Here is a 21,697-nt window from a genome sequence, read left to right as displayed (position 1 = left end):
GCCGGGGTGAGAATCCCAGCGGCGCAGACTATCCGCGGAGCAGGACGACCTCGTCCTGCTCCGCGGACCTGCGTGCGGCGTCGATGATCCGGACCACCTCGATGGCCTCGTCGGCGGTGACCGGCGGGACGTCGGTGCCACGCACCGCGCGGGCGAACTGCTCGTAGTACTGCTCCCAGCTGCTGGTCGCCGACGGGACGGGCGCGACACCGTCGGCGGTCACCAGCTCGCCCCAGCGCTCGGGAACCTCGGCGCCCCAACCGTCGTCGCCGGGACGACCGCCGGCGAACAGTGCGGTCGGCAGCACGTCGGTGCCCCGTAGTGATCGATACCCGGCCTCCGTGCCGGAGAGCCGGAGCTCCCGCCCGGTCGCCCGACCGACCTTCCCGGCCCGCAGCCGGCTGATCACGCCGGAGGTATGGGTCAGCGACATTACGAAGGCCGCGTCGCTGGGTCCGCGATCGGTGTCGAAGGGCTGCAGCTCGGCCCGCACCCGCTCGACCGGCCCACACAGGTGGAAGGCCTGGTCGATCAGGTGGCTGCCCAGGTCCGACAGCACCCCGCCGCCCGGGCCGCCCTCGATCGTCCACGGCTCGTAGAGATCGAACCGCGACTCGAACTCGACCGGCTCGCCGACCTGGCCGGCGGCGAGAAGTCCCTGCACGGTGCGGAAGTCGGGATCCCACCGGCGGTTGTGGTACGGGGTGAGCAGCAGCCCCGCGTCGTTCGCCGCATCCCGCAGCTCCCGGGCGATGTCGGCGTCGGGGGCGAACGGCTTGTCGGCCACCACATGCAGTCCGAGCGAGAGCGCTTCCAGCACCAGGGCCCGCCGGGTGGCGGGCGGCGTGGTGATGACCACCGCGTCGACCACGCCGACCAGATCGGCGAGGGTGTCGACCACCGGTGTGCCGGGCAGGTCCTGCCGGACGAGTGCCTGCTTCTCCGCGGACCGGGCCAGGACGGCGGACAACGACACCCCCTCCGCCGCCTGCAGGAAGGGTGAGTGGAAGAACCGCCCACCCGCTCCGTAACCGACGACACCGAACCGCACGTCACCCTCGACCATGTCAGAAGGTTAGTACAAAGTGCGGTGGGTCGTCCGGTGTCAGCGGTTGTCCTCCTGGCGCCCGATCCGCCAGTAGCCCATGAACGCGACGGACTTCCGGTCGATGCCACGCTCCGAGACCAGGTGACGGCGCAGCGCCTTGATCACCCCGGCCTCACCGGCCAGCCAGGCGTACAGGTCGGTCGACGCCCGGGCCGGTCCGCCCAGGTCGTCGGACGGCGATTCCCAGAGCAGACCTTCCTCGATGTCGACGTCCTCGAGATCGGCGACCGGGTGCGCGGTGTGCTCGTCGATCAACCGGCCGGCCGCGTGGGCCACTTCGGGGAGCAGGTGCGCGCCGTGCTCGCGGCCGTCCCGCCCGCCGCAGACGATCTCGAACCCGGCCGGCGCCACCCCGTCCAGCGCGGCCGCGTCCGACGAGTCGGCGACCTCGACCACGGCCACCCCGCGGGCGTCGGCCGGGAGCCGTTCCAGGATGGAGGCGATCGCCGGGAGAGCGGTCTCGTCGCCGGCCAGCAGGTAGCGGGCGGTCGACGCCGGCGGCAGGAAGTCGATGCCGCCGTGCAACCCCGTGTAGCGACGGTCCGGGGCGAACATCAGGATCTCGTCGCCCACCTCCGCATCGGTGGCCCACGCCGAGGCGACGCCGATCCGGCCGTGCAGCGCGACGTCGATGTCGACCTCGTTGCGCTCGGGCCGGGTGGCGCGGATCGTGTAGGTGCGGATCGGGTTGCGCAGCTCGTCCGGCAGCTCGCGCCACCGCATGTACCACTCCGGCCCGGTGGGCATCGGGTCGAGGCCGACGCCGGGCAGCGGGAAGATGAGCTTGATCCGCTGGTCGTAGCCGTTGTCCGCGCACAGGTCGAGATCAGGCCCGGTGAAGGTGAACCGCCGGAAGTTGGTGCCGAACTTCCCGATCCCCGCGACCGTCATGCGGAACAGGCAGTACGGCGTGATGAGGGTGTCGGTCTCACTCATGAAGGTGAGGCTATCCTTCTGCGATGCTCACGTCACCCGTCCGTCAGGGAGATCACCTCCCCGACGCCCGGGACGACCGGCCGTCACACGGCCGCCGCGGGGTGCTGGTGGCGGTGTCGCTGCTGGCCGCGGTGGTCGTGGTCTTCGCGGCCGGACTGGCGCTGGGCAGCAACCCGACCTCGCTCGGCGAGGTCTGGCGGGTGATCTGGCACCCGGACGGCAGCGAGGCCGCGGTGCTGGTCCGGGACAGCAGGTTCCCGCGCACCGTGCTCGGTCTGCTGGTCGGCGCGTGCATCGGCGTTGCCGGCGGCCTGATGCAGGGGCACACCCGCAACCCGCTCGCCGATCCGGGACTGTTCGGCGTCTCCGCCGGTGCCGGGTTCGCGGTGGTGATCGGCATCCACGCCCTGCACGTCACCGCAGCCCTGCCGATCATGGTGTTCGCGATGATCGGCGCGCTGGTCGCGGCGGTCGCCGTGTTCGGCATCGCCACCGCCGGCAGTGCGCCGGCGTCACCCGTCCCGATGGCGCTGGCCGGCACCGCCGTCACCGCCCTGCTGGTCGCGCTGACCACCTTCGTCGTGCTGAACGACCGCAGCACCCTGGACGTCTACCGGCGCTGGGTCGTCGGATCGCTGTCCGGCCGCGACCTCGGTATCGCCGCCGCGGTGCTCCCGGTGGCGGTGCTCGGGATGCTGCTCGCGATGTGGAACGCCAAGGCCCTCAACAACCTCGCGCTGGGTGACGACGTCGCCCGCGGGCTCGGCGAGAACGTGGTGCTGGCAAGGATCGTCGGGATCGGGGCGATCACCCTGCTGGCCGGCGGGGCCACGGCGGCCGCCGGCCCGTTGGCCTTCCTCGGCCTGGTCGCCCCGCATCTGGCCCGGGCGCTGGTCGGCGTGGACCACCGCCGGATGCTGCCGGTGGCCGCGCTGGTCGGCGCCCTCGTGCTGGTCGCGGCCGACGTCCTCGGCCGGGTGCTCGGCGAGGCGAACAACGAGGTGCAGGTGGGCATCGTGCTCGCTGTGGTGTGCGGGCCGTTCTTCGTGCACATCGCCCGTCGTCGATCGCTGGTGGCCCTGTGATCACCGGTGGCGCTGTGACCCCTGAGACCGCGGTGCCGGAGACCCACGACCGGATCCCCGGCGTCCGACTGGGCCCGGTGGGCCTGGCCTGGCGACCGGCGGTGCTGCTCTGGACGCTCGCCGGTCTGGTCGCGGCGATCGCCGTCGGCGCAGTCGGGATCGCCGTCGGGGCCTCGTCCCTCACCCCCTGGGACGTGCTGCGCACGCTCGTCGGCGCGGGCACCGAGCGGCAGGAACTGGTGGTGCTGGACTGGCGGATGCCGCGTGCGCTGGGCGGACTCGCCGCCGGTGCCGCGCTGGGTGTCGCGGGCGCGCTGACCCAGACCTTCGCCCGCAACCCGCTGGCCACCCCCGACATCATCGGGGTCACCTCCGGTGCGTCCGCCGGGGCGGTGCTGGCGATCGCGGCCACCGGCGGTACGTACGAGGTGTCGGTCGCGGTGAACACCCTCGGCATCCCCGGCGCCGCGCTCCTCGGCGGCGTGGTGGCCGCGGCGGTGGTCTACGGGCTGTCGTGGCGCAGCGGGATCGACAGCTATCGGCTGGTGCTGGTCGGCCTCGGGGTGACCGCCATCTGCACGGCGCTGACCTCCTACCTGATGGTGCGGGCGCAGATCTCCGACGCGAACCAGGCCGCCGCCTGGCTGGTCGGGTCACTGGGTCCGATGACCTGGGACCGGTTGCTGCCCCTGCTGATCGCCTGCGCGGTGCTGCTGCCCGTCTCGGTCCTGCTGTCCGCCGGGCTGGCGATCGGACAGTTCGGCGACGACGCCGCGCGCGGGCTCGGGCTGCCGCTCGAGCTGCACCGGCTGGCGACGTTGGTGGTGGCGGTGCTGCTGGCCGTCGCGGCCGTCGCCGCCGCCGGGCCGATCGCGTTCGTGGCCTTCGTGGTGCCGCAGGTCGCCCGCCGGCTGACCCGAGTCGACCGGCCGCCGCTCGTGCTGTCCGGTCTGCTCGGAGGGGTGCTGGTGATGCTGTCAGATCTGCTGGGCCGGACGGTCGTCGACTGGGAGATCCCGGTCGGTCTGGTGACCACCCTGGTCGGTGCCCCGTACCTGATCCTGTTGCTGCTACGGCATCGTCGGGAGGCGAACGCATGACATCCTCGGTAGGAACCCGTGGCGAGGCGATGACGACGACCACCGGCACCGCGCTGGAGGCGTCCGGGCTGCGGCTCGGCTATCCGGGCGCCGGGATCGTCGTACCGGACCTCGACCTGAGCGTCGCTGCGGGCACGGTGACCACCATCGTCGGGCCGAACGGCTGCGGGAAGTCCACCGTGCTCAGGGCTCTCGCCCGGCTGCTCAAGCCATCGGCCGGCACGGTCCGGCTGTTCGGCGAGGACCTGCACCGGATGAACGGCAAGGCCGTTGCCCGCCGGCTCGCGGTGCTGCCGCAGAGCCCACTGGCCCCGGCCGGGATCACCGTGCGGGAACTGGTGCTGCGCGGTCGCAACCCGCACCAGAACATCCTGCGGCAGTGGAGCGCCGCGGATGCCGACATCACCGCCGACTGCCTGCGGATCACCGGCCTGGAAGGACTGGGACACCGTGTGGTGCAGGAACTCTCGGGCGGCCAGCGGCAGCGGGCCTGGTTGGCCATGGTGCTCGCCCAGCAGGCCGAGGTGTTGGTGCTGGACGAGCCGACCACCTTCCTCGACCTGACCTACCAGCTCGAGGTGCTGCATCTGGTGCGCACCCTCAATCGGGAGCAGGGCCGCACCGTGCTGATGGTGCTGCACGACCTGAACCTGGCGGCGCGCTACTCCGACCGGCTGGTGCTGATGTCCGACGGTGCAGTGGTCGCCGACGGTGCGCCGGCCGAGGTGCTGACCCCCGAGCTGCTGCGGTCCACCTTCCGGCTGGAGGCCACGGTGATCGCCGACCCGGCCACCGGCGGGCCGTTGGTCGTTCCCAAGGACTTAGGCTAGCCTCCCCAAAATTCCGGACGCAGTGGCCCGGAGATCGAGAGGGAGACGAATGCGCGTACGCAGCACAGTCCGGAGCGGCCTCGCCGCCGGTGCGGTCCTGGTCCTGGCCGGGGTGAGCGCCTGCGGCTCGATGGCCGAGACCTCCGGGAGCTCGACCGCGGCAGCGACACCCGCCGGTTCATCGGCCGTCACCAGCGGTGCCGCGGCGTCGGAGTCTGCTCAGTCGGCACCGTCCGCACCGGCGTCGTCGGTGGGTGGCGCGGAGACCTGCGAGAACCCGAACGTCGCGGCCGACGGCACATGGTCGTTCACCGACGACATCGGCCGGACGGTCACCCTGGACGAGGCACCGACCAAGGTCGCCGGCCTCACCGACGTGCTGTTCTCGCTGATGAACTACGGGCTGGAGCCGGTCGCCTCGTTCGGCTACAGCAGCATGGACGACGACGTGCGGTTCGCCGACCTGGACACCAGCGGCGTGGTGCAGGTCGGTGCCACCTACGGCGAGATCAACCGCGAGGAACTGCTCGAGACGGAGCCCGACGTCATCGTCACGCATCTGTACGCGACGGACGCCGAAGGCACCCTGCCGAAGGACGAGGTGGCCTACGGATTTGCCGACAAGGCCCAGCAGGACGAGATCGACAAGATCGCCCCGGTGATCACCATCGGCATGGGCGGCACGGCGGTCGACGTCATCCAGCGCACCCTGGACCTGGCCGCGGCCCTCGGTGTCTGCACCGACTCCGACGAGATCGCCGCTGCGAAGGCCGATTTCGATGCGGCCTCGGCGAAGCTGACCTCCTCCGGCACCGGTGGTCCGCAGGTCGAGGTGCTCTACGCCGATGCCGACGGCATCTACGTCGCCAAGCCGGCCGACGACCCGAACCTGCGCATGTACAGCGACTTCGGCGTCGACATCGTCGATCCCGGTGGGGACGGCTACTACTGGGAGATCCTCAGCTGGGAGAACGCCTCCAAGATCACCGGCGACCTGCTGCTGGTGTCCGAGCGCGGCGGCTACCAGGAGAAGGAGCTGATGGAGCAGCCCACCTTCGCCTCGGTGCCCGCCGCGAAGGCCGGCCAGATCGAGCCCTGGGTGTTCGCCGGCATGGACTACCCCTCGCAGGCCGAGTACATGGAGCAGCTCGCCGGGTTCCTCGACGCGGCGAAGACCCTCGGCTGACCTGCACCTGACCCGCTCTTCCGGCCGCCCATCCCGGCCGGGACACACCGGAGGCCGGTACCCGTTGCGGGTACCGGCCTCTCGGTGTTCTGCGCCGGCAGGTGCGCGCCGGTACCGGTTCAGCGGAAGTAGCGCTTGACCTCGTCGTGGCCCATCAGGATCAGGATGGCCAGCGGCAGGCCGACGTTGATCACCTGCATCAGGTTGATCCCGTTGCGCAGGTTGATGATGGCGAGGCCGAATGCGATCGCGGCCATCACGACCAGCAGGATGCGCGAGCGGCGGTTGGCGACCAGGACGATGCCGACGACGAACAGCACGGTGAGCACCGCGGTGATCGCCAGGGTGATGTTGAGCAGAGTGGCGTACCGGGAACCGATCTCGTCGCGGAGGGCGATGAGCTGGAAGATGCCGAACACCGAGAGCGCGGTGTAGATGCCGGCGACGACCAGGGCGGCGACGGCCCGGCCGGGAAGCGCGCCGCGCGGGGTCTCGTAGGACTCGCGGACCGGCGCGGCCGGGGTGCCGTAGGTCTCGGTGTAGAGATCGGAAAGCGACTTCTTGGTGGTGGCTGCCGGGGTGGTCTCGGGCGTGGCGGTCATCGTGGGCTCCAGGGTGTGGGGTGGGAAGTTCGTTGCTGCTCCGACGGGGCCCGGGCCGATCCGGTTCCGTGCGATTCGGACGAAATTCCGGGTCCTGGTCCGCGTTCCCGCTGGAACATCCCCGCCCACGCAAGAAGGCCGGCACCCTCGCGGGTGCCGGCCTTCCGGGCAGTGCTGGATCGAGTGCAGTGCTGGATCAGTGCAGTGCTGGATCAGTACATGCCGTGGCGGCGGGCCTTCTCGCGGCGGAAGAAGTCCTTGACCTCCGCGCCGGACAGCAGCAGCACGATGGCCAGCGGCAGGCCGATGTTGAGCACCTGGATGAGGTTGAAGCCGTTGCCCAGGTTGATCACGCTGAATCCGAGCGCGACCGCTGCGATCACGATGAGCAGTACGGCCGAGGTGCGCTTGGCGACCAGGATCATGCCGACGATGAAGACGGCCATGATGCCGAGGCCGATGATCAGCGCCATGTCGATGGTGGACCTGAGCCGGGAGCTGACGTCGTCGCGGACGGACAACACCTGGAAGATGCCGAAGACCGACAGGACCAGGTAGACGCCGGAGACCCACAGCGCCGCGACGGCGCGGCCCGGCAGCGAGCCGGCGAACCCGCCGGCCGGCGGTACGTAGGCGTGATCGGCGGCAGCGGACTCGGACCAGGAGAAGGGGGTCTGCTCGGGCGAGGTCATCGGGGGCTCCATCGGGTCGGGGTGGGAACTCGTTGCAGCTGTGACGGAGCATCGCCCGGATCGGTTCCGCCGACCTCACACTTTCTGCACGCCCGCCACCGATCGCCCATCGACCACCGACCCGTCGGCCATCGGGGATGTCCGACCACCTGTCGGCGCCGCGCACCGATGGGTCGGCGCGTACGAGGACCCCGCCCGGTCAGCACGCCAGGTCATCCCGGGACCACCTACCGGGCAACCCCGGAGAACCGGCGGAGCCCGGCGGCCGACGGGCCACCGGGCCCGCCGACGACCATGCGATCCGGACGGATCAGGCCGACGGTGCGGCCGCCGCAGCTTCCCGTGCCGCGATGCGCGCCTGCACCTCCGGGCGGCGCAGCGGCGGCACGGTGGTCGGCGGCTGCTTGCGCTCCGGCAGGTCGGCGAGCAGGTGCTCGGTGATGTGGGCGATCTGCGCGACCGCCTTCTCGAAGGGCTCGCGGGTGCGGTCGGTGACCTTCGTCAGGCCGCTGACCTTGCGCACGTACTGCCGCGCGGCTGCTTCGATCTCGGTGGACGTGGCGGCCGGTTCCAGGCCGCGGAGCTCGGTGATGTTGCGACACATGGCTCCACGGTAACCGCAGGTCAGCGCAAGCGCACCGCACCCGGTCCGAGCGCGGCCACCGACGGCAGTCCCAGCAGGTGCAGGCTCCGGCGCAGCTCGGCGGCGTAGATGTCGATCACCTTGCGCACCCCGGCCTCGCCACCGGCCATCAGCCCGTACAGGTAGGGCCGGCCGACCAGGCAGGCCTTCGCGCCGAGCGCCACCGCGGCGGCGATGTCGGCGCCGGTCCGCACACCCGAGTCGAGCAGGATCTCCAACCGGTCGCCGAGCTCGTCCGCCACCCGCGGCAGCACCTCGAGCGCCACCGGGGACCGGTCGAGCTGCCGGCCGCCGTGGCTGGAGAGCACCACACCGTCGGCGCCGGCGTCGAGTGCCCGGTAGGCGTCCTCGACGGTCTGGATGCCCTTGACCACCAGCGGTCCGTCCCATGCTGCCCGCACCTGCGCCAGGTCGGCGAAGGTGGCGGACGGGTCGAAGACGCCGTCGATGAACCGGGCATGGGCCTCCGGCTCGCCGGCCGGCACCGTCGCGAAGACCAGCGGCTCGGTGGTGAGCAGGTTGATCCACCACTCCGGACGCCGCGAGATGTCCAGCAGGGTGCGTGGTGTCAGCTTCGGCGGCACCGAGAAGCCGTTGCGCACGTCCTTGCGACGCTGCCCGGTCACCGGGGTGTCCACCGTGACGACCAGCACCGAGTACCCGGCCGTCTTCGCCCGCTGCACCAGCTCCGCGGTCAGCCCGCGGTCGCGCATGATGTAGAGCTGGAACCAGCGATCGGCGTCCGGACCGCCGACCGCGGCCACGTCCTCGATCGACACCGTGCCCATCGTGGTCAGGGCGAACGGAATCCCGCCCAGCGCCGCGGCTCTCGCCACCGCCCGCTCGCCCTCGTGGTGCGAGAGCCGGCAGAACCCGGTCGGACCGAGCACCAGCGGCAGCGCCGAGGGCCGGCCGAAAAGGCTGGTGGTGATGTCGACCTCGGACGCGCCGTTCAGCACGGTCGGCCGGAACTCCACCCGCTCGAACGCCTCTCGCGTCCGCCGCATGGTCAGTTCGTCCTCGGCACCGCCGTCGACGAACTCGAAGACCGACCGCGGTACCCGGCGGCGGGCGGCCTCCCGCAGGTCCTCGACGGTCAGCGCGCGGCGCAGCCGGTTGGTGGCCGGCCGCGGGCTGATCGGGTCGAGCTGCACCAGCTGCCGGATCTCCGACGGTCGCGGGATCCGGCGCGCCGTCCGCCGTCTCGGCGGGACGGACGCCGGTCGCGTCGCGCCCGTGGCCTCGGGCGCGGTCATCCCCGGACCGGTGCCACCGCGGCCAGCAGCGACATCAGCGACCGGTCCGGGTCCCCCAGCGCGCCCGGCTCGATGGTGGCCACCCGCTCGGCGATCCGGATGCCGAGACCCTCGGTTTCGGCGCCCATGTCGGGCCCGGCGAAGGTCGGCAGCTCGGCCAGCACCGAGGCCGATGCGGCCTCGCAGACCAGCGCGGCGTCCCGCTCGCCCAGTGCCGCCAGGCACATCGCGGCGGACAGCACTGCGGCGGCCGGGTTCGCCCAGCCCTTGCCGGCGATGTCCGGGGCGGAGCCGTGCACCGGCTCGAACATGCTCGGCGCCGACCCGGTCGGGTTGTAGTTCGCGCTCGCGGCCAGGCCCAGCCCGCCCTGCACGGTCGCGCCGAGGTCGCTGATGATGTCGCCGAACAGGTTGTCGGTGACGACCACGTCGAACCGGCCCGGGTTCATCGGCAGGTGCTGGCACATCGCGTCCACGTGCACGTAATCCGTGGTGACATCGGGGAAGTCGGCGCCGACCTCGGCCACCACCTGCTCCCACAGCTGACCGGCGTGCACCAGGATGTTGGTCTTGTGGCACAGCGTCAGGTGGCCGCGCCGGGCGCGGGCGAGCTGGAACCCGAACTCCACGATCTCCTTGGTGGCGGCGTAGGTGGTCACCGAGTTCTGCAGGGCGGTGGCGTTCGGCGTGCCGGTGTGCAGGCTGCCGCCGCCGGCCGTGTAGAGGCCCTCGGTGTTCTCCCGCAGGATCACCAGGTCGCAGTTCTCGGTGGTGACACCCCGCACGGGGCTGGTGATCCCGGGGTAGAGCCGCACCGGCCGGATGTTGACCGACTGGCGGAACGCGATGCGCAGCGCCACGATCAGCCCGCGCTCCAGGATGCCCGGCGGCACCCGCGGATCACCGATCGCACCGAAGACGATCGCGTCGTGGCCGCGCAGCGCCTCCACGGTGTCCTCGCCGAGGGCGACCCCGGTCTTCAGGTAGGCCTCCGCACCCAGCTCGTAGTCGGTCGTCTCGAGCGCGAAGCCGAACCGGTCGGCCGCCGCGCGCATGGCGAGCAGCGCCGCCGCGGTGACGTCCGGGCCGATGCCGTCGCCGCCGATGACGGCGAGGTTGTGGGTGCGCATGGTGCGGTGTTCCTCCTGGTGCCGGTGCCCCGTGCTGCGGGGCATGTCGTGGTGCTGCGGGTGGGTCCTGGTGCTGCGGACGGGGTACGTGGGATCAGCCGGTGAGATCGTCGATGGTGGTGCGGATGTGGGCCCGGGCGAGCTGCTCGGCGGCATCCGGGTCGCCCCCGGCGATGGCCTCGGCGATCGCGGTGTGCTCGGCGACGGCGCGGACCGCCCGCTCCCGCTCCAGCAGCTCGACCGGCGCGAAGACCTGGGCGGTCATCCGCAGCACCGGGCGCTGGGCGAGGACGTACTCGTTGCCGGACAGCATCAGCACGTGCTCGTGGAACTCCACGTTGGCCTCGGTGTAGCGCAGCGGCTGCCACGGGTCGAGTGCGGCCCGCTGGGTGGCGATGCTGCGCTCCAGATGACGGGCATCGGCCGGGCCGCGGAGCGCGGCCAGCCGGGCGGCGAGCCCGTCGACCACGGCGCGCAGCTCGTAGGCGGCGAGCAGGCTGTCCCGGTCGCCCATCACCACTCGGGCGCCCTGACCCGGCTCGACCCGGACCAGGCCCTCCTGCTCGAGCACCCGCAGCGCCTCGCGCACCGGCGTCCGGCTGATCCCGAGCTCGGCGGACAACTGCTCCTGGCGCAGGGCGGCGCCCGCCGGGTACCGGCGGTCGTAGATGCGCTCGCGCAGCAGCGACGAGATCTCCTCGACCAGCGAGACCTTCGCCGGGGCGGCGGACTGCGCCGGCAGCGTCGCCGGGCCCGGTTCGACTCCGGCAGCGGAGGCGGGGAGCGGGGCAGGGACGAGCGGCGGTCCGGCCATCAGGCGGGCACCTCCGTCGGTCCGTGCGGATCACCGGAACCGTGGTGCCGGTCCCGGTCGGCCGCGACCGGCGGGCGGCGGGGACGCCGGGCACCGGATGCGGCACTGGATACAGCGCTGGCCGGCGCGGCGTCGTCGATGACGGGACCGCACTGGATACAGCCGCGGCGAGCTTCGCGCATGGACGTGACGAACGTCAAGTGGGCTGATGATCTTCGCTGGCCAGCGCCCTGACGTGCAGGAAGAACGGTTTGTCCGGCGAAGGGCTTGACCGGATCGGATGTGAGGTGCAAGCTCACACCCGGTTGCTGGTCTGACCAGCGATCCGGTGCGGTAGCGACCCACGGTCGCGCCGGCCGGCACCAGAACCGCACGATCCACCGCTGCCTGCTTCCGACGTACCCCGCCGGAGACGACGCCGTCCGAGGAGCTGTTCCCATGGGCTTCGCACTGCCCGACCACCCGTCCGGTCTGCCGATCGGGGAGGGGTGGCGTACCGATCTCGACACCGCCGACGTCGTGTTCCCCTACGACGGCACCGTCGTCGCGCAGGCGCCGGTCGGCACCGTCGTCCACGCGCAGGCGGCCCTGGAGGCCGGCCTGGCCGTGGTCAAGGCGGTCGGCAAGCTGTCCGCCGCCCGCCGGCGCGCGATCCTGATCGACGTCGAGCAGCGCATCCGCGCGAACACCGAGGAGCTCATCGAGCTGCTCATCGCCGAGACCGGCAAGCCGCGTGTCGACTGCACCGTCGAGGTGTCCCGCACCCTGGTCACCTGGTCCGCCGCCGCGGAGGAGGTCGCCCAGCTGCACGGCGAGACCGTCCCGCTGGACCTGCAGGAGTCCGGCGTCGGGATGATCGGGTTCTGGACCCGCCGGCCGATCGGTCTGGTCATCGGCGTGGCCGGGTTCAACTACCCGCTGCTGCTGGCCAGCCACAAGATCGCCCCCTCGATCGCCGCCGGCTGCCCGGTCATCTGCAAGCCCGCGCCCGCCACCCCGCTGGCCACCCTGTGGCTGGCCGACATGGTGCGGCAGGCCGCGGCCACCCACGGCGCCCCGCCCGAGTTGATCCAGGTCGTCACCGGTGATCCCGAGGTCGGCCACACCCTGGTCTCCGACCCCCGGGTCGGCGCCGTGTCCTTCACCGGCTCCGCCGCCGTCGGTCACCAGATCGCCCGCGACGCCGCACCGCGGAAGACGTTGCTGGAGCTGGGATCCAACGCCGCGCTGGTCGTCGACGAGAGCGCCGACCTGGCCAAGGCCGCCGACGCCGTGCTGCGCGGCGGGTTCTACGGCAACGGCCAGGCCTGCATCTCGGTGCAGCGGGTCCTGGTCTGCGCGCCGGTGCTGGACGAGTTCGTCGGCATCCTGACCGCCCGCCTGGACGAGATCGTCGTCGGCGACCCGCGTGACGCCGCCACCCGGGTCGCGCCGCTGATCAACACCGCCTCCACCGACCGGGTGCTGGGCTGGATCGAATCCGCGGAGAAGGCCGGCGCGAAGGTGCTGCACGGCGGCAAGGCCGCCGGCCGGTCCATCGAGCCGACCGTTCTGCTGGACGTCCCGGAGACCGAGAACGCCTGGTGCGAAGAGATCTTCGGCCCGGTCGTGGCCATCCGTTCGGTCCCGGACCTGGAGTCGGCCCTGGAGTCGGTGAACCGCTCCCGGTACGGGCTGCACGCCGCGGTCTTCACCCGCTCGCTGGCCACCGCGTTCAAGGCGGTCGAGGAGCTCGAGGTGGGCGGCGTGATCGTCAACGAGGTGCCCGGCTTCCGGTCCGACATCATGCCGTACGGCGGCGTCAAGGACTCCGGGATCGGCCGTGAGGGACCGCGTTTCGCGATCGAGGAGCTGACCGTGACCCGGATGGCGGTCATCCGCCCGGAGTGATCCGGCGGCCCACACGTCCTGAGTCATCCGAGAAGACCTGCACCACAGAGGAACTGCACGTGAGCATCGACTACTCCACCCTCTTCCGCCTCGACGGCCGGCGCGCGCTGGTCATCGGTGCCGGCGGCATCGGCCACGAGGTCGCGCTGGCCCTGGCCGCGCACGGCGCCGAGGTGATCTGCGCGGACAAGAACCCGGCCACCGCCGAGCAGGCCGCCGCCGACCTCACCGCGGGCGGCGCCACCGCCTCCGCGCTCGAGCTCGACATCACCGACGAGGCAGCCCTTTCCGCGGCCGCCGCCGAGATCGGTGCGCTGGACGTCGTGGTGCTGACCGCGGCGATGAACGTCCGCAAGCGGATCCTGGACTACACCTCCGCCGAGTTCGACCGGGTGGTGAAGCTGAACCTGTCCGGCACCTTCAACGTGCTGCGGGTGTTCGGCGCCGGCATGGTCGAGCGCGGCAAGGGCAGCATCGTGGTGTTCTCCTCCATCCGCGGCCTGGTCGTCGAGCCCGGCCAGTCCGTGTACGCGGCCACCAAAGCCGGTGCGGTGCAACTGATCAAGACCGCCGCGGCGGAGTTCGGCCCGGCCGGCGTGCGGGTCAACGCCGTTGCCCCGGGTGTCGTCGAGACACCGCTGACCGCGCAGATCAAGGCCAACGAGGCCTGGTACAACGCCTACGCCACCAAGGGTGCTCTCGGCCGCTGGTCGCGGCCGGACGAGCTGGCCGGCGCCGTGGTCTTCCTGGCCTCCGACGCCGCCTCGTACGTCACCGGTTCCACTCTGATGGTCGACGGCGGCTGGACCGCCGTCGACGGTCGTTTCGACCCGCCCAACTGATCCACCGGGCCCACCCGGTCCTTCACCTTCGCCGGTGACGGACCGCGATGGCCCCTGCCCCGCAGTTGATCCCAGAAGGTCCCGGACGTTCCCACCAGGCCCGTCAGGGACCGGCAGCACACCCAGCAGCACACCCACAGACCCCGCCACCTCGACACCCCAGAGGAAGCACATGTCGGACAACAACGTGGTCGCCGGCTCCAGTGAGCTCGAGCGCTCCACCATGCGCAAGGTCATCCCGCGACTCGGCGGGCTGCTCTTCGTCGTCTACATCTTCAACTATCTCGACCGCACCAACGTCGGCATCGCGAAGCTGCAGCTGCAGCCCGATCTCGGCCTGTCCGAGGCGGCGTTCGGCCTCGGCGCCGGTCTGTTCTTCGTCGGCTACGTGCTGTTCGAGATCCCCAGCAACGCCATCCTGTACAAGGTCGGCGCCCGGGTGTGGATCGCCCGGATCATGTTCAGCTGGGGCATCGTCTCGATGGCGATGTCGCTGGTGCAGAACGAGTGGAGCTTCTACCTGCTCCGCTTCCTGCTCGGTGTCGCCGAGGCCGGTCTGGTCCCGGGTGTGCTGCTGTACCTGAGCAGCTGGATCCCGGCCGCCCGCCGGGCCCGGGTGATCACCGTCTTCTACATCGCGGTCCCGGTCTCCACCGTCATCGGCGCCCCGCTGTCCACCTGGCTGATGGGCTTCACCCCGTGGGGCCTGACCGGCTGGCAGTTCATGTTCCTGGTCGAGGGCTTCCCGTGCCTGATCCTCGCGGTGCTGACGCTGAAGTACCTGACCAACAAGCCGGAGCAGGCGAAGTGGCTCTCCCCGGAGCAGCGCACCTGGCTGACCACCGAGCTGGAGAAGGAGCGGGCCGGCGTCACCGCCGCCCACGGGCACGGGGCGAAGTCCCTGCTCGGCTCGATCAAGGACAAGGGCGTGCTGGCCATGGCGAGCGCCTTCTTCTGCATGATCATCCCGCTGTACGCGCTGGCCTTCTTCCTGCCGACCATCGTCAAGGCCATGGGCACCTTCACCACCGGCCAGATCGGCCTGATGACGGCGATCCCGTACGTTTTCGCCGCGCTGTTCATGTGGCTGATCTCCCGCAACTCCGACCGGCTGCAGGAGCGCACCTTCCACTACGTCGTCCCGGCCGCCCTGGGCGTCGTCGGCCTGGTGGTGGCCGGCCTGTCGCTGAACTCCCCGGTCATCGCCATGATCGGCTTCACCCTCGGCGCCATCGGCTGCATCTCCACCCTGCCGACCTTCTGGACGCAGGCACCGTTCCTGGTCGGCGCCGGTGTGGCGGCGGCCGGCGGCATCGCCTTCATCACCGCTTTCGGCAACATCGCCGGCTTCGTCTCGCCGTACATGGTCGCGCTGATCAAGGGCGACGGGGCGGGGACCGCCGGCAGCACCAACGCCATCCTCGTCTGCTCGGCCTTCCTGGTGCTGGCCGCGCTGTCGTTCTTCGCCGTCGGCCGGATCATCAAGAACCGCGCCGCGACCACCGCTGCGCTCAGCACCAGCAAGGTCAGCGCGTCGTGACCCGTCCGGCGATCGGGCTGGTCGGTGCCGGCCGGGTCGGGGTCGTGCTGACCTCGGCTCTGGCCGCCGCCGGCCACCCGGTCGCCGGGGTGCACGCCCGGTCCGACGCCTCGTGGGACCGGGCGTCCGCCGCACTCGGTGACGTGCGCCGAGTGGCCGATCCGACGGAGCTGCGGGACGGCTCCGTCGGCCTGCTGCTGCTCGCCGTCTCCGACACCGCCCTGCCGTCCGTGGTCGCCGAACTGGCCGCCGCCGGCCGGTGGGACGGGGTCACCGCCGCCCATGTGGCCGGCACCTACGGCATCGGTGTGCTGGACCCGCTGACCGCGCAGGGCGCCGAGCCGCTGGCCGTGCATCCCGCGATGACCTTCACCGGGGCCGTCGACCTGGAGACGGCCCGGCTGCGCGGCAGCCGGTTCGCGATCACCGGGTCCCCGGCCGGCGCGGCCGTCGGTACCCGGCTGGTGCTGGACGTCGGCGGGGTGCCGGTGGCGGTGCCGGAACAGGCCCGCTCGCTCTACCACGCCGCAGTGGTGCACGCCTGCAACCACGTGGTCACCCTGATCGCCCAGGCCGGCGAGATGCTGCGGGCGGCCGGCGTCGACGACCCCGAGGTGCTGCGCGCCTCGTCGACCGCCGCGCTGGACAATGCGCTCAAGGCAGGGATCGGCGCGCTGACCGGCCCGGTGTCCCGCGCGGACACCGGCACGTTGCACTCGCACCTGGCCGCGATCGGCGCCGCCACCCCGGACGCGCTGGACAGCTACCTGACCCTGGCCCGGGCCACCGCGGACCTCGCGGCCGCGGCCGGCCGGCTCGACCCGGCCGGGCACGCCGCGGTGCTGGCAGCCCTGCCCGGGCCGGACGCCGACCAGCGGTGACGGACCGGATGGCGCCACCTATGGTGGGGTCATGACCAGCGTCGCGCGAGAGCCGGACACCCGCGCCTTCCAACGCCTGGTCGACCACGTCGAGCACGCGATCGCGTCCGGCGAGCTCAAGCCCGGGGACCGGCTGTCCAGCGAGCGCGAGCTCGGCGAGCAGTTCGGCATCGCCCGGTCCTCCGTGCGCGAGGCACTGCGGGTGCTGGAGAGCATGGAGCTGGTGCGCTCGGCGCCGCGGGACCCGCGCGGCCCGCTGGTGCTGCAGGTCTCGATGGAGCCGGTGCGCCGGACCATCTCGATGCTGGCCTCCACCAGCGCGCTGGACCTGCCGGAGCTGGTCCAGTTCCGGATGATCGTGGACGCCGCGGCCAACCTGCTCGCCGCCTTCCGCCGCACCGACGCCCACCTGCTCGCCATGGAGCGCAACATGGCCCGGATGCGGGCCAGCATGGCGCTGGGCTACGAGGAGTTCAGCCGCGCCGACCTGGAGTTCCACGAGATCATCGCGGAGGCCGGCGGGAACAAGTTGGTGCAGGTCTACGGGGACGTCAACCGGGCCGCCGTGCTGGACCTGATCCGCCGCACCATCCTGGACGCCGGCGACCGCACCGCACTGATGCTGCAGTCCGTCCGGCACCACCGCGAGGTGTTCGCCGCCATCGCGGCCCGGGACGCCCCGCTGGCCTCCCGGCTGGCCCGGGAGAGCCTGTACGAGTACTACGGCGCGCTGGTCGGCGACGAGGACCGGGCGATCATGGCCGCGCTGGTGCGGGAGAGCGGCGGCCGGGTCGCGGACTGATCCGTCCGCAGCTCTGCAGCGCCGCGCACGCACCGACACCTTGTCGTCACCCGGAGGTGTTGTGCGGCCGGGCATGCCGTGACGAAACATGGCAGAAATGTTCGGCCGGGCGGTGTCTCGCCAGGTGGGACAGCGGCAGGGACTACCGCCGGAGCCGAGTTCGGGGTAGGTTCGACCGACACCCGGCCCACCCGTCGGGTGCCCCGACCTGAACTCCTCGGCCGCACCACCCCCGTGGCCCCCGAGTTCGACACCTCACCGGTGGAGGCCACATGAAACCCGTGCAGTTGCTCGACCCCGCAGGAGATCTCCACCCGCACCCGGACTGGCCGCTCGACATCACCCCCGAGCTGACCCGTGATCTGTACCGGAAGATGCGGCTGGCGCGGCGGCTCGACGAGGAAGCGCTGGCCCTGCAGCGGCAGGGCGAGCTCGGGTTGTGGCTCCAGGTGCTGGGCCAGGAGGCCTCCCAGGTCGGATCGATCACCGGCGTGCGTGCCAGTGACCACGTCTTCCCCAGCTACCGGGAGCACGCCGCCGCCATGTGCCGCGGCATCACCCCGGCCGAGCTGCTGATCCAGTGGCGCGGGAATGCGCACAGCGGCTGGGATCCCGAGCGCTACCGCTTCCACATCTACACCCTGGTGCTGGCCGCGCAGCTGCTGCACGCCACCGGGTACGCGATGGGCGTGCAGCGGGACGGCGCCGACGAGCTGGTGCTGACCTACTTCGGTGACGGTTCCAGCAGCGAGGGCGACGCCAACGAGGCCTTCAACTGGGCCGCCGCGGCCGGCGCCCCGGTGCTCTTCTTCTGCCAGAACAACGGCTGGGCCATCTCCACCCCGCCGCAGATCCAGATGCGCGCGCCGCTGCACCAGCGCGCGGCCGGCTTCGGGCTGGACGCGCACCTGGTCGACGGCAACGACGTGCTGGCCGTGCACGCGGTGACCCGCGGTGTGGCGGACCAGGTCCGGTCCGGATCCGGCCCGGCCTTCATCGAGGCGATCACCTACCGGATGGCCGGGCACAGCACCTCCGACGACCCGGGGCGGTACCGCACCGACAGCGAGGTCGACGGCTGGCGCACCCGGGACCCGTTGGCGCGCATGGAGCTGCTGCTGGAGAAGCAGGGCTGGTCGGACGCCGCCTACCTGTCCGAGCTGGACCTGGAGTGCAAGGAACTGGGCACCGAGGTGCGCCGGATCTGCAAGGAACTGCCGCTGCCGGAACTGGACGAACGGTTCGACCAGGTGCTGGCGGAGCGTCCGGAGCTGCTCACCGAGCAGCGTGCGGGCTACCGCGATCTCGTCGCGTCCTTCGTGGACTGAGCGTGCCGGGCCGGTGCGCCGCGGGGCCCCCTCCCGTGGTCACCGGCCGTTGTTCGCGCACGCTGCACACCCCTGAAACCTCCGGCACCGCACAACATCTGGAGTCACCAGTGCCTGTTCTCACCCTTTCCAAAGCTCTCAACACCGGTATGCGCCGCGCCCTCGAGGACGACCCCAAGGTCGTCGTGATGGGCGAGGACGTCGGCGGACTCGGTGGCGTCTTCCGCGTCACCGACGGTCTGCAGAAGGACTTCGGATCGCAGCGGGTGATCGACACCCCGCTCGCCGAGTCCGGGATCGTCGGCACCGCCATCGGTCTCGCGCTGCGCGGCTACCGCCCGGTGTGCGAGATCCAGTTCGACGGCTTCGTCTACCCCGCCTTCAACCAGATCGTCTCGCAGCTGGCGAAGATGCGCGCCCGCACCGCCGGCCGGCTGTCCCTGCCGGTGGTCATCCGCATCCCGGTGGGCGGCGGCATCGGTGCTGTCGAGCACCACAGCGAGTCCAACGAGGCGTACTTCGCGCACACCGCCGGCCTGCGGGTGGTCTGCTGCTCGGATCCGCAGGACGCCCACTGGATGCTGCGCGAGGCCATCTCCGGCAGTGACCCGGTGATCTTCTACGAGCCCAAGCGCCGGTACTGGACCAAGGGTGAGGTGGCCGAGGACGCCACGGACAGCAGTGTTCTCGCGATGACCAAGGCGCGCGTCGTGCGCCCAGGCACCGACCTGACGCTGCTCACCTACGGCGGCATGGTGCAGGTCTGCCTGCAGGCGGCCGAGGCCGCGGTGGAGGACGGCCGGGACATCGAGGTCATCGACCTGCGCTCGCTGTCGCCGCTGGACGCCGAGACCATCACCGCCTCGGTGAACCGCACCGGCCGCGCGGTGGTGGTGCACGAGGCGCCGACGTTCGCCGGACTGGGCGCCGAGATCGGCAGCCTGGTCACCGAGCGCTGCTTCTACCGGCTGCAGGCACCGGTGCTGCGGGTGGGGGCGTTCGACCTCCCGTACCCGCCTGCGAAACTGGAGGAACAGTTCCTGCCCGACATCGACCGTGTCCTGGACGCCGTCGACCGATCCTTCGCCTGGTGAGCCGACGATGACTGCCACGACCGCCCAACAGTTCCGCCTGCCCGACGTGGGCGAAGGCCTCACCGAGGCCGAGATCGTCTCCTGGAAGGTGGCCGTCGGCGACACCGTCGAGGTCAACCAGGTGATCGTCGAGATCGAGACGGCCAAGTCCGTCGTCGAACTGCCGTGTCCCTTCGAAGGTGTGGTGACCGAACTGTTCGCCGCCGTCGGCGACACCATCGCTGTCGGGGCGCCGCTGATCGCCGTCGGCACGGGAGCCACCGACTCCGCCGCCGCCGTTGCACCCGCTGCCGCGCCGGTCGCCGCCGCTGCTGCCGTCCCGGAGGCCGCCGAGCCCGCGCCGTCGGTGCTGGTCGGTTACGGCCCGTCGGAGTCGCACGGTCGCCGCCGCCGGAAGCCGGCCGGTGATCACACTGCTGCCGCTGCGACACCGGTCCCGGCCGCCGCGCCGGTGCTGCCCGAGCCGGTCCCGGTCGCCGAGCCGGCCAACGGCTGGGTGCTGGCCACCCCGCCGGTCCGCAAGCTGGCCCGGGACAAGGGCGTCGACCTCGCCGCCGTCACCGGCACCGGGAACCAGGGATCCATCACCCGGGACGACCTGCTGCGCCACCTGGAGACCGGCCCCGCCGCGATCCCGGCCGCCGCGGTCGCCGTCGCAGAGACGACGGCCGTCCGCTCCGACGCGCAGGCCGACATCCGGATCCCGATCAAGGGTGTGCGGAAGGCCACGGCCGGCGCGATGGTGCAGAGCGCCTTCACCGCACCGCACGTGACCGAGTTCGTCACCGTCGACGTGACCCGCTCGATGAAGCTGGTGGAGAGCCTGAAGCAGGACAAGGCGTTCGGCACGGCGCGGGTCACCTTCCTGCTGCTGGTGGCCAAGGCGCTGCTGTCCGCGGTCCGGCACCATCCGGAGATCAACTCGTCCTGGGATGCGACGACCAACGAGATCGTGCAGTTCGGCCGGGTGAACCTCGGCATCGCCGCGGCCACCCCGCGCGGCCTGCTGGTGCCGAACGTCAAGGACGCCGGGTCCAAGAGCCTGCCGGAACTGGCCGCCGCGCTGACCGACCTGGTCAGCACCGCCCGCGAGGGCAAGACCACGCCGGCCGACATGGCCCGCGGCACCATCACGATCACCAACATCGGTGTCTTCGGCATCGACAGCGGCACCCCGATCCTCAACCCCGGCGAGGCCGCGATCCTCTGCGTCGGCGCCGTCCGGCGGCAGCCGTGGGAGCACAAGGGGAAGATCAAACTCCGCTCGGTGCTGCAGCTCTCGCTGTCCTTCGACCACCGGCTGGTCGACGGCGAGCTCGGCAGCAAGGTGCTGGCCCGGGTCGCCGCCGTGCTGAACGACCCGCGTCAGCAGCTGCTGCTCGACTGAACTCCGCGGGTCACCCTCCGGATTCCCTGCGGCGGCGGCGGAGCAGTCCCCGCCGCCGCGGGGCCCCGTCCGGTGCCTCGACGGGCTCCGGCTCGGGCCGGCGGCCCTGGGTGACGATGCGGGCGCGCGGGGTGGCCTGGCGGATCCGCCACTGCACCACCACCAGGTCCACGTCGACCGGGGTCAGCACCACCGACGGTCCGCCGGTGGGCACGAAGATCTCCGCGCGGATGCGCGTGTTGAGCGCCTCGACGTAGGCCCGCACCGCCGGCTCGGTGTGCAGCCGGGCGACGGCCGCGTCGACCTCCGCCGCCTCCTTCTTCAGCCGCAGTCCGGTCGGCAGCAGCTCGGAGAGCGGCAGCCCCTCCCGCTGGACGTACCGGTGCACCCACCAGTTCTCGTCCTGCCCCGGTGGCGGCGGCTGATCGCGCATACCCCAGTGTGCCCGCGCTCCGCCCCGGAGGTCCTGCAACCAGTGAGCTATAACTCACTGTCATGTGTCAGTACTTCGCTGACAGGTATGTGTCAATACATCGCTGACACTCTCGTGT

At 71.6% G+C, this 21,697-nt stretch carries 21 protein-coding genes; 12 read left to right on the top strand and 9 right to left on the bottom strand.

Features of this window, described 5'->3' with window-relative positions; translation table 11 throughout:
- Positions 1-28: 28 nt before the first annotated feature.
- Together GIS00_RS12275 and GIS00_RS12270 are read right to left on the bottom strand one after the other, a co-directional pair.
- A complete protein-coding gene (locus GIS00_RS12275) occupies positions 29-1,066 on the bottom strand; it encodes a Gfo/Idh/MocA family oxidoreductase (protein WP_154768752.1) in 1,038 nt (345 codons plus the stop codon).
- 39 nt (positions 1,067-1,105) lie between these two features.
- Positions 1,106-2,044, bottom strand: a complete 939-nt coding sequence (locus tag GIS00_RS12270) for a siderophore-interacting protein (RefSeq protein WP_154768751.1) — start codon at positions 2,042-2,044, stop codon at positions 1,106-1,108.
- Positions 2,045-2,067: 23 nt separating this feature from the next.
- On the opposite strand from GIS00_RS12270, the gene GIS00_RS12265 reads away from it, so the two are divergent.
- From GIS00_RS12265 to GIS00_RS12250, 4 genes are read left to right on the top strand one after another with little or no spacing between them, the layout of a single operon-like run.
- The gene (locus GIS00_RS12265; protein ID WP_154768750.1) at positions 2,068-3,129 is read left to right on the top strand and encodes a FecCD family ABC transporter permease; all 1,062 of its coding nucleotides are present in this window, start codon (positions 2,068-2,070) and stop codon (positions 3,127-3,129) included.
- 14 nt (positions 3,130-3,143) lie between these two features.
- Entirely contained in the window at positions 3,144-4,229 is a 1,086-nt protein-coding gene (locus tag GIS00_RS12260) for a FecCD family ABC transporter permease (RefSeq protein ID WP_322097890.1), read from the top strand.
- A gap of 29 nt (positions 4,230-4,258) precedes the next feature.
- Positions 4,259-5,059, top strand: coding sequence for an ABC transporter ATP-binding protein (locus tag GIS00_RS12255; protein ID WP_230313520.1), 801 nt, complete (start codon positions 4,259-4,261; stop codon positions 5,057-5,059).
- A gap of 49 nt (positions 5,060-5,108) precedes the next feature.
- Positions 5,109-6,245, top strand: a complete 1,137-nt coding sequence (locus tag GIS00_RS12250) for an ABC transporter substrate-binding protein (RefSeq protein WP_154768748.1) — start codon at positions 5,109-5,111, stop codon at positions 6,243-6,245.
- Between the two features lie 119 nt (positions 6,246-6,364).
- Here the strand turns inward: GIS00_RS12250 and GIS00_RS12245 are convergent, their stop codons facing one another.
- The 6 genes from GIS00_RS12245 to GIS00_RS12220 form a co-directional block, all read right to left on the bottom strand.
- Positions 6,365-6,847 carry a hypothetical protein gene (locus GIS00_RS12245; RefSeq protein WP_154768747.1) on the bottom strand — a complete coding sequence of 161 codons (483 nt, stop codon included), beginning with the start codon at positions 6,845-6,847 and terminating at the stop codon, positions 6,365-6,367.
- A gap of 212 nt (positions 6,848-7,059) precedes the next feature.
- Positions 7,060-7,539 carry a hypothetical protein gene (locus tag GIS00_RS12240; protein WP_154768746.1) on the bottom strand — a complete coding sequence of 160 codons (480 nt, stop codon included), beginning with the start codon at positions 7,537-7,539 and terminating at the stop codon, positions 7,060-7,062.
- A 310-nt stretch (positions 7,540-7,849) separates the two neighbouring features.
- Complete coding sequence (locus tag GIS00_RS12235; RefSeq protein ID WP_154768745.1) at positions 7,850-8,143, bottom strand: DUF2277 domain-containing protein; 294 nt, start codon at positions 8,141-8,143, stop codon at positions 7,850-7,852.
- A gap of 20 nt (positions 8,144-8,163) precedes the next feature.
- On the bottom strand, positions 8,164-9,438 hold the full coding sequence (locus GIS00_RS12230; RefSeq protein ID WP_154768744.1) for an alpha-hydroxy acid oxidase: 1,275 nt from the start codon (positions 9,436-9,438) through the stop codon (positions 8,164-8,166).
- Positions 9,435-10,568 carry a 3-isopropylmalate dehydrogenase gene (locus GIS00_RS12225; RefSeq protein WP_154769256.1) on the bottom strand — a complete coding sequence of 378 codons (1,134 nt, stop codon included), beginning with the start codon at positions 10,566-10,568 and terminating at the stop codon, positions 9,435-9,437. Before GIS00_RS12225 ends, GIS00_RS12230 begins: the two co-directional genes overlap by 4 nt.
- Before the next feature lie 94 nt (positions 10,569-10,662).
- On the bottom strand, positions 10,663-11,382 hold the full coding sequence (locus GIS00_RS12220) for a GntR family transcriptional regulator (protein WP_154768743.1): 720 nt from the start codon (positions 11,380-11,382) through the stop codon (positions 10,663-10,665).
- Between the two features lie 438 nt (positions 11,383-11,820).
- Here GIS00_RS12220 and GIS00_RS12215 point away from each other — a divergent pair, with 438 nt between their 5' ends.
- From GIS00_RS12215 to GIS00_RS12180, 8 genes are all read left to right on the top strand, one after another.
- Positions 11,821-13,272 carry an aldehyde dehydrogenase family protein gene (locus GIS00_RS12215; protein ID WP_154768742.1) on the top strand — a complete coding sequence of 484 codons (1,452 nt, stop codon included), beginning with the start codon at positions 11,821-11,823 and terminating at the stop codon, positions 13,270-13,272.
- Positions 13,273-13,337: 65 nt separating this feature from the next.
- Positions 13,338-14,114: an SDR family NAD(P)-dependent oxidoreductase gene (locus GIS00_RS12210; protein WP_407666862.1), complete on the top strand. Its 777-nt coding sequence runs from the start codon at positions 13,338-13,340 to the stop codon at positions 14,112-14,114.
- A 172-nt stretch (positions 14,115-14,286) separates the two neighbouring features.
- Entirely contained in the window at positions 14,287-15,654 is a 1,368-nt protein-coding gene (locus GIS00_RS12205; protein ID WP_154768741.1) for an MFS transporter, read from the top strand.
- Complete coding sequence (locus tag GIS00_RS12200) at positions 15,651-16,535, top strand: Rossmann-like and DUF2520 domain-containing protein (protein ID WP_322097888.1); 885 nt, start codon at positions 15,651-15,653, stop codon at positions 16,533-16,535. The genes GIS00_RS12205 and GIS00_RS12200 overlap by 4 nt, the downstream gene beginning before the upstream one ends.
- Positions 16,536-16,566: 31 nt before the next feature.
- Positions 16,567-17,337 (top strand): FadR/GntR family transcriptional regulator, encoded by a 771-nt coding sequence (locus GIS00_RS12195; protein WP_154768740.1) that lies wholly within the window; start codon positions 16,567-16,569, stop codon positions 17,335-17,337.
- Positions 17,338-17,609: 272 nt separating this feature from the next.
- A complete protein-coding gene (locus tag GIS00_RS12190) occupies positions 17,610-18,665 on the top strand; it encodes a thiamine pyrophosphate-dependent enzyme (RefSeq protein ID WP_154768739.1) in 1,056 nt (351 codons plus the stop codon).
- A 110-nt stretch (positions 18,666-18,775) separates the two neighbouring features.
- Entirely contained in the window at positions 18,776-19,759 is a 984-nt protein-coding gene (locus tag GIS00_RS12185; RefSeq protein ID WP_322097887.1) for an alpha-ketoacid dehydrogenase subunit beta, read from the top strand.
- A 7-nt stretch (positions 19,760-19,766) separates the two neighbouring features.
- On the top strand, positions 19,767-21,146 hold the full coding sequence (locus GIS00_RS12180) for a dihydrolipoamide acetyltransferase family protein (protein WP_154768737.1): 1,380 nt from the start codon (positions 19,767-19,769) through the stop codon (positions 21,144-21,146).
- Between the two features lie 10 nt (positions 21,147-21,156).
- Here GIS00_RS12180 and GIS00_RS12175 read toward each other — a convergent pair whose 3' ends face one another.
- Entirely contained in the window at positions 21,157-21,579 is a 423-nt protein-coding gene (locus GIS00_RS12175; RefSeq protein WP_154768736.1) for a DUF1992 domain-containing protein, read from the bottom strand.
- Positions 21,580-21,697 lie beyond the last annotated feature (118 nt).

The organism is Nakamurella alba (genome assembly GCF_009707545.1).
GTDB lineage: Bacteria > Actinomycetota > Actinomycetes > Mycobacteriales > Nakamurellaceae > Nakamurella > Nakamurella alba.
The sequence above is the reverse complement of the archived record's forward strand: the minus strand, read 5'-3'. Positions and strand labels throughout refer to the sequence as shown.

Bases quoted from the DNA above. Each gene is read 5' to 3' on its own strand.
- GIS00_RS12250 (WP_154768748.1), top strand. From the start codon at position 5,109: ATGCGCGTACGCAGCACAGTCCGGAGCGGCCTCGCCGCCGGTGCGGTC.
- GIS00_RS12190 (WP_154768739.1), top strand. From the start codon at position 17,610: ATGAAACCCGTGCAGTTGCTCGACCCCGCAGGAGATCTCCACCCGCAC.
- GIS00_RS12270 (WP_154768751.1), bottom strand. From the start codon at position 2,044: ATGAGTGAGACCGACACCCTCATCACGCCGTACTGCCTGTTCCGCATG.
- GIS00_RS12225 (WP_154769256.1), bottom strand. From the start codon at position 10,568: ATGCGCACCCACAACCTCGCCGTCATCGGCGGCGACGGCATCGGCCCG.
- GIS00_RS12275 (WP_154768752.1), bottom strand. From the start codon at position 1,066: ATGGTCGAGGGTGACGTGCGGTTCGGTGTCGTCGGTTACGGAGCGGGT.
- GIS00_RS12265 (WP_154768750.1), top strand. From the start codon at position 2,068: ATGCTCACGTCACCCGTCCGTCAGGGAGATCACCTCCCCGACGCCCGG.
- GIS00_RS12220 (WP_154768743.1), bottom strand. From the start codon at position 11,382: ATGGCCGGACCGCCGCTCGTCCCTGCCCCGCTCCCCGCCTCCGCTGCC.
- GIS00_RS12175 (WP_154768736.1), bottom strand. From the start codon at position 21,579: ATGCGCGATCAGCCGCCGCCACCGGGGCAGGACGAGAACTGGTGGGTG.
- GIS00_RS12195 (WP_154768740.1), top strand. From the start codon at position 16,567: ATGACCAGCGTCGCGCGAGAGCCGGACACCCGCGCCTTCCAACGCCTG.
- GIS00_RS12205 (WP_154768741.1), top strand. From the start codon at position 14,287: ATGTCGGACAACAACGTGGTCGCCGGCTCCAGTGAGCTCGAGCGCTCC.
- GIS00_RS12215 (WP_154768742.1), top strand. From the start codon at position 11,821: ATGGGCTTCGCACTGCCCGACCACCCGTCCGGTCTGCCGATCGGGGAG.
- GIS00_RS12245 (WP_154768747.1), bottom strand. From the start codon at position 6,847: ATGACCGCCACGCCCGAGACCACCCCGGCAGCCACCACCAAGAAGTCG.
- GIS00_RS12255 (WP_230313520.1), top strand. From the start codon at position 4,259: ATGACGACGACCACCGGCACCGCGCTGGAGGCGTCCGGGCTGCGGCTC.
- GIS00_RS12235 (WP_154768745.1), bottom strand. From the start codon at position 8,143: ATGTGTCGCAACATCACCGAGCTCCGCGGCCTGGAACCGGCCGCCACG.
- GIS00_RS12180 (WP_154768737.1), top strand. From the start codon at position 19,767: ATGACTGCCACGACCGCCCAACAGTTCCGCCTGCCCGACGTGGGCGAA.
- GIS00_RS12240 (WP_154768746.1), bottom strand. From the start codon at position 7,539: ATGACCTCGCCCGAGCAGACCCCCTTCTCCTGGTCCGAGTCCGCTGCC.
- GIS00_RS12230 (WP_154768744.1), bottom strand. From the start codon at position 9,438: ATGACCGCGCCCGAGGCCACGGGCGCGACGCGACCGGCGTCCGTCCCG.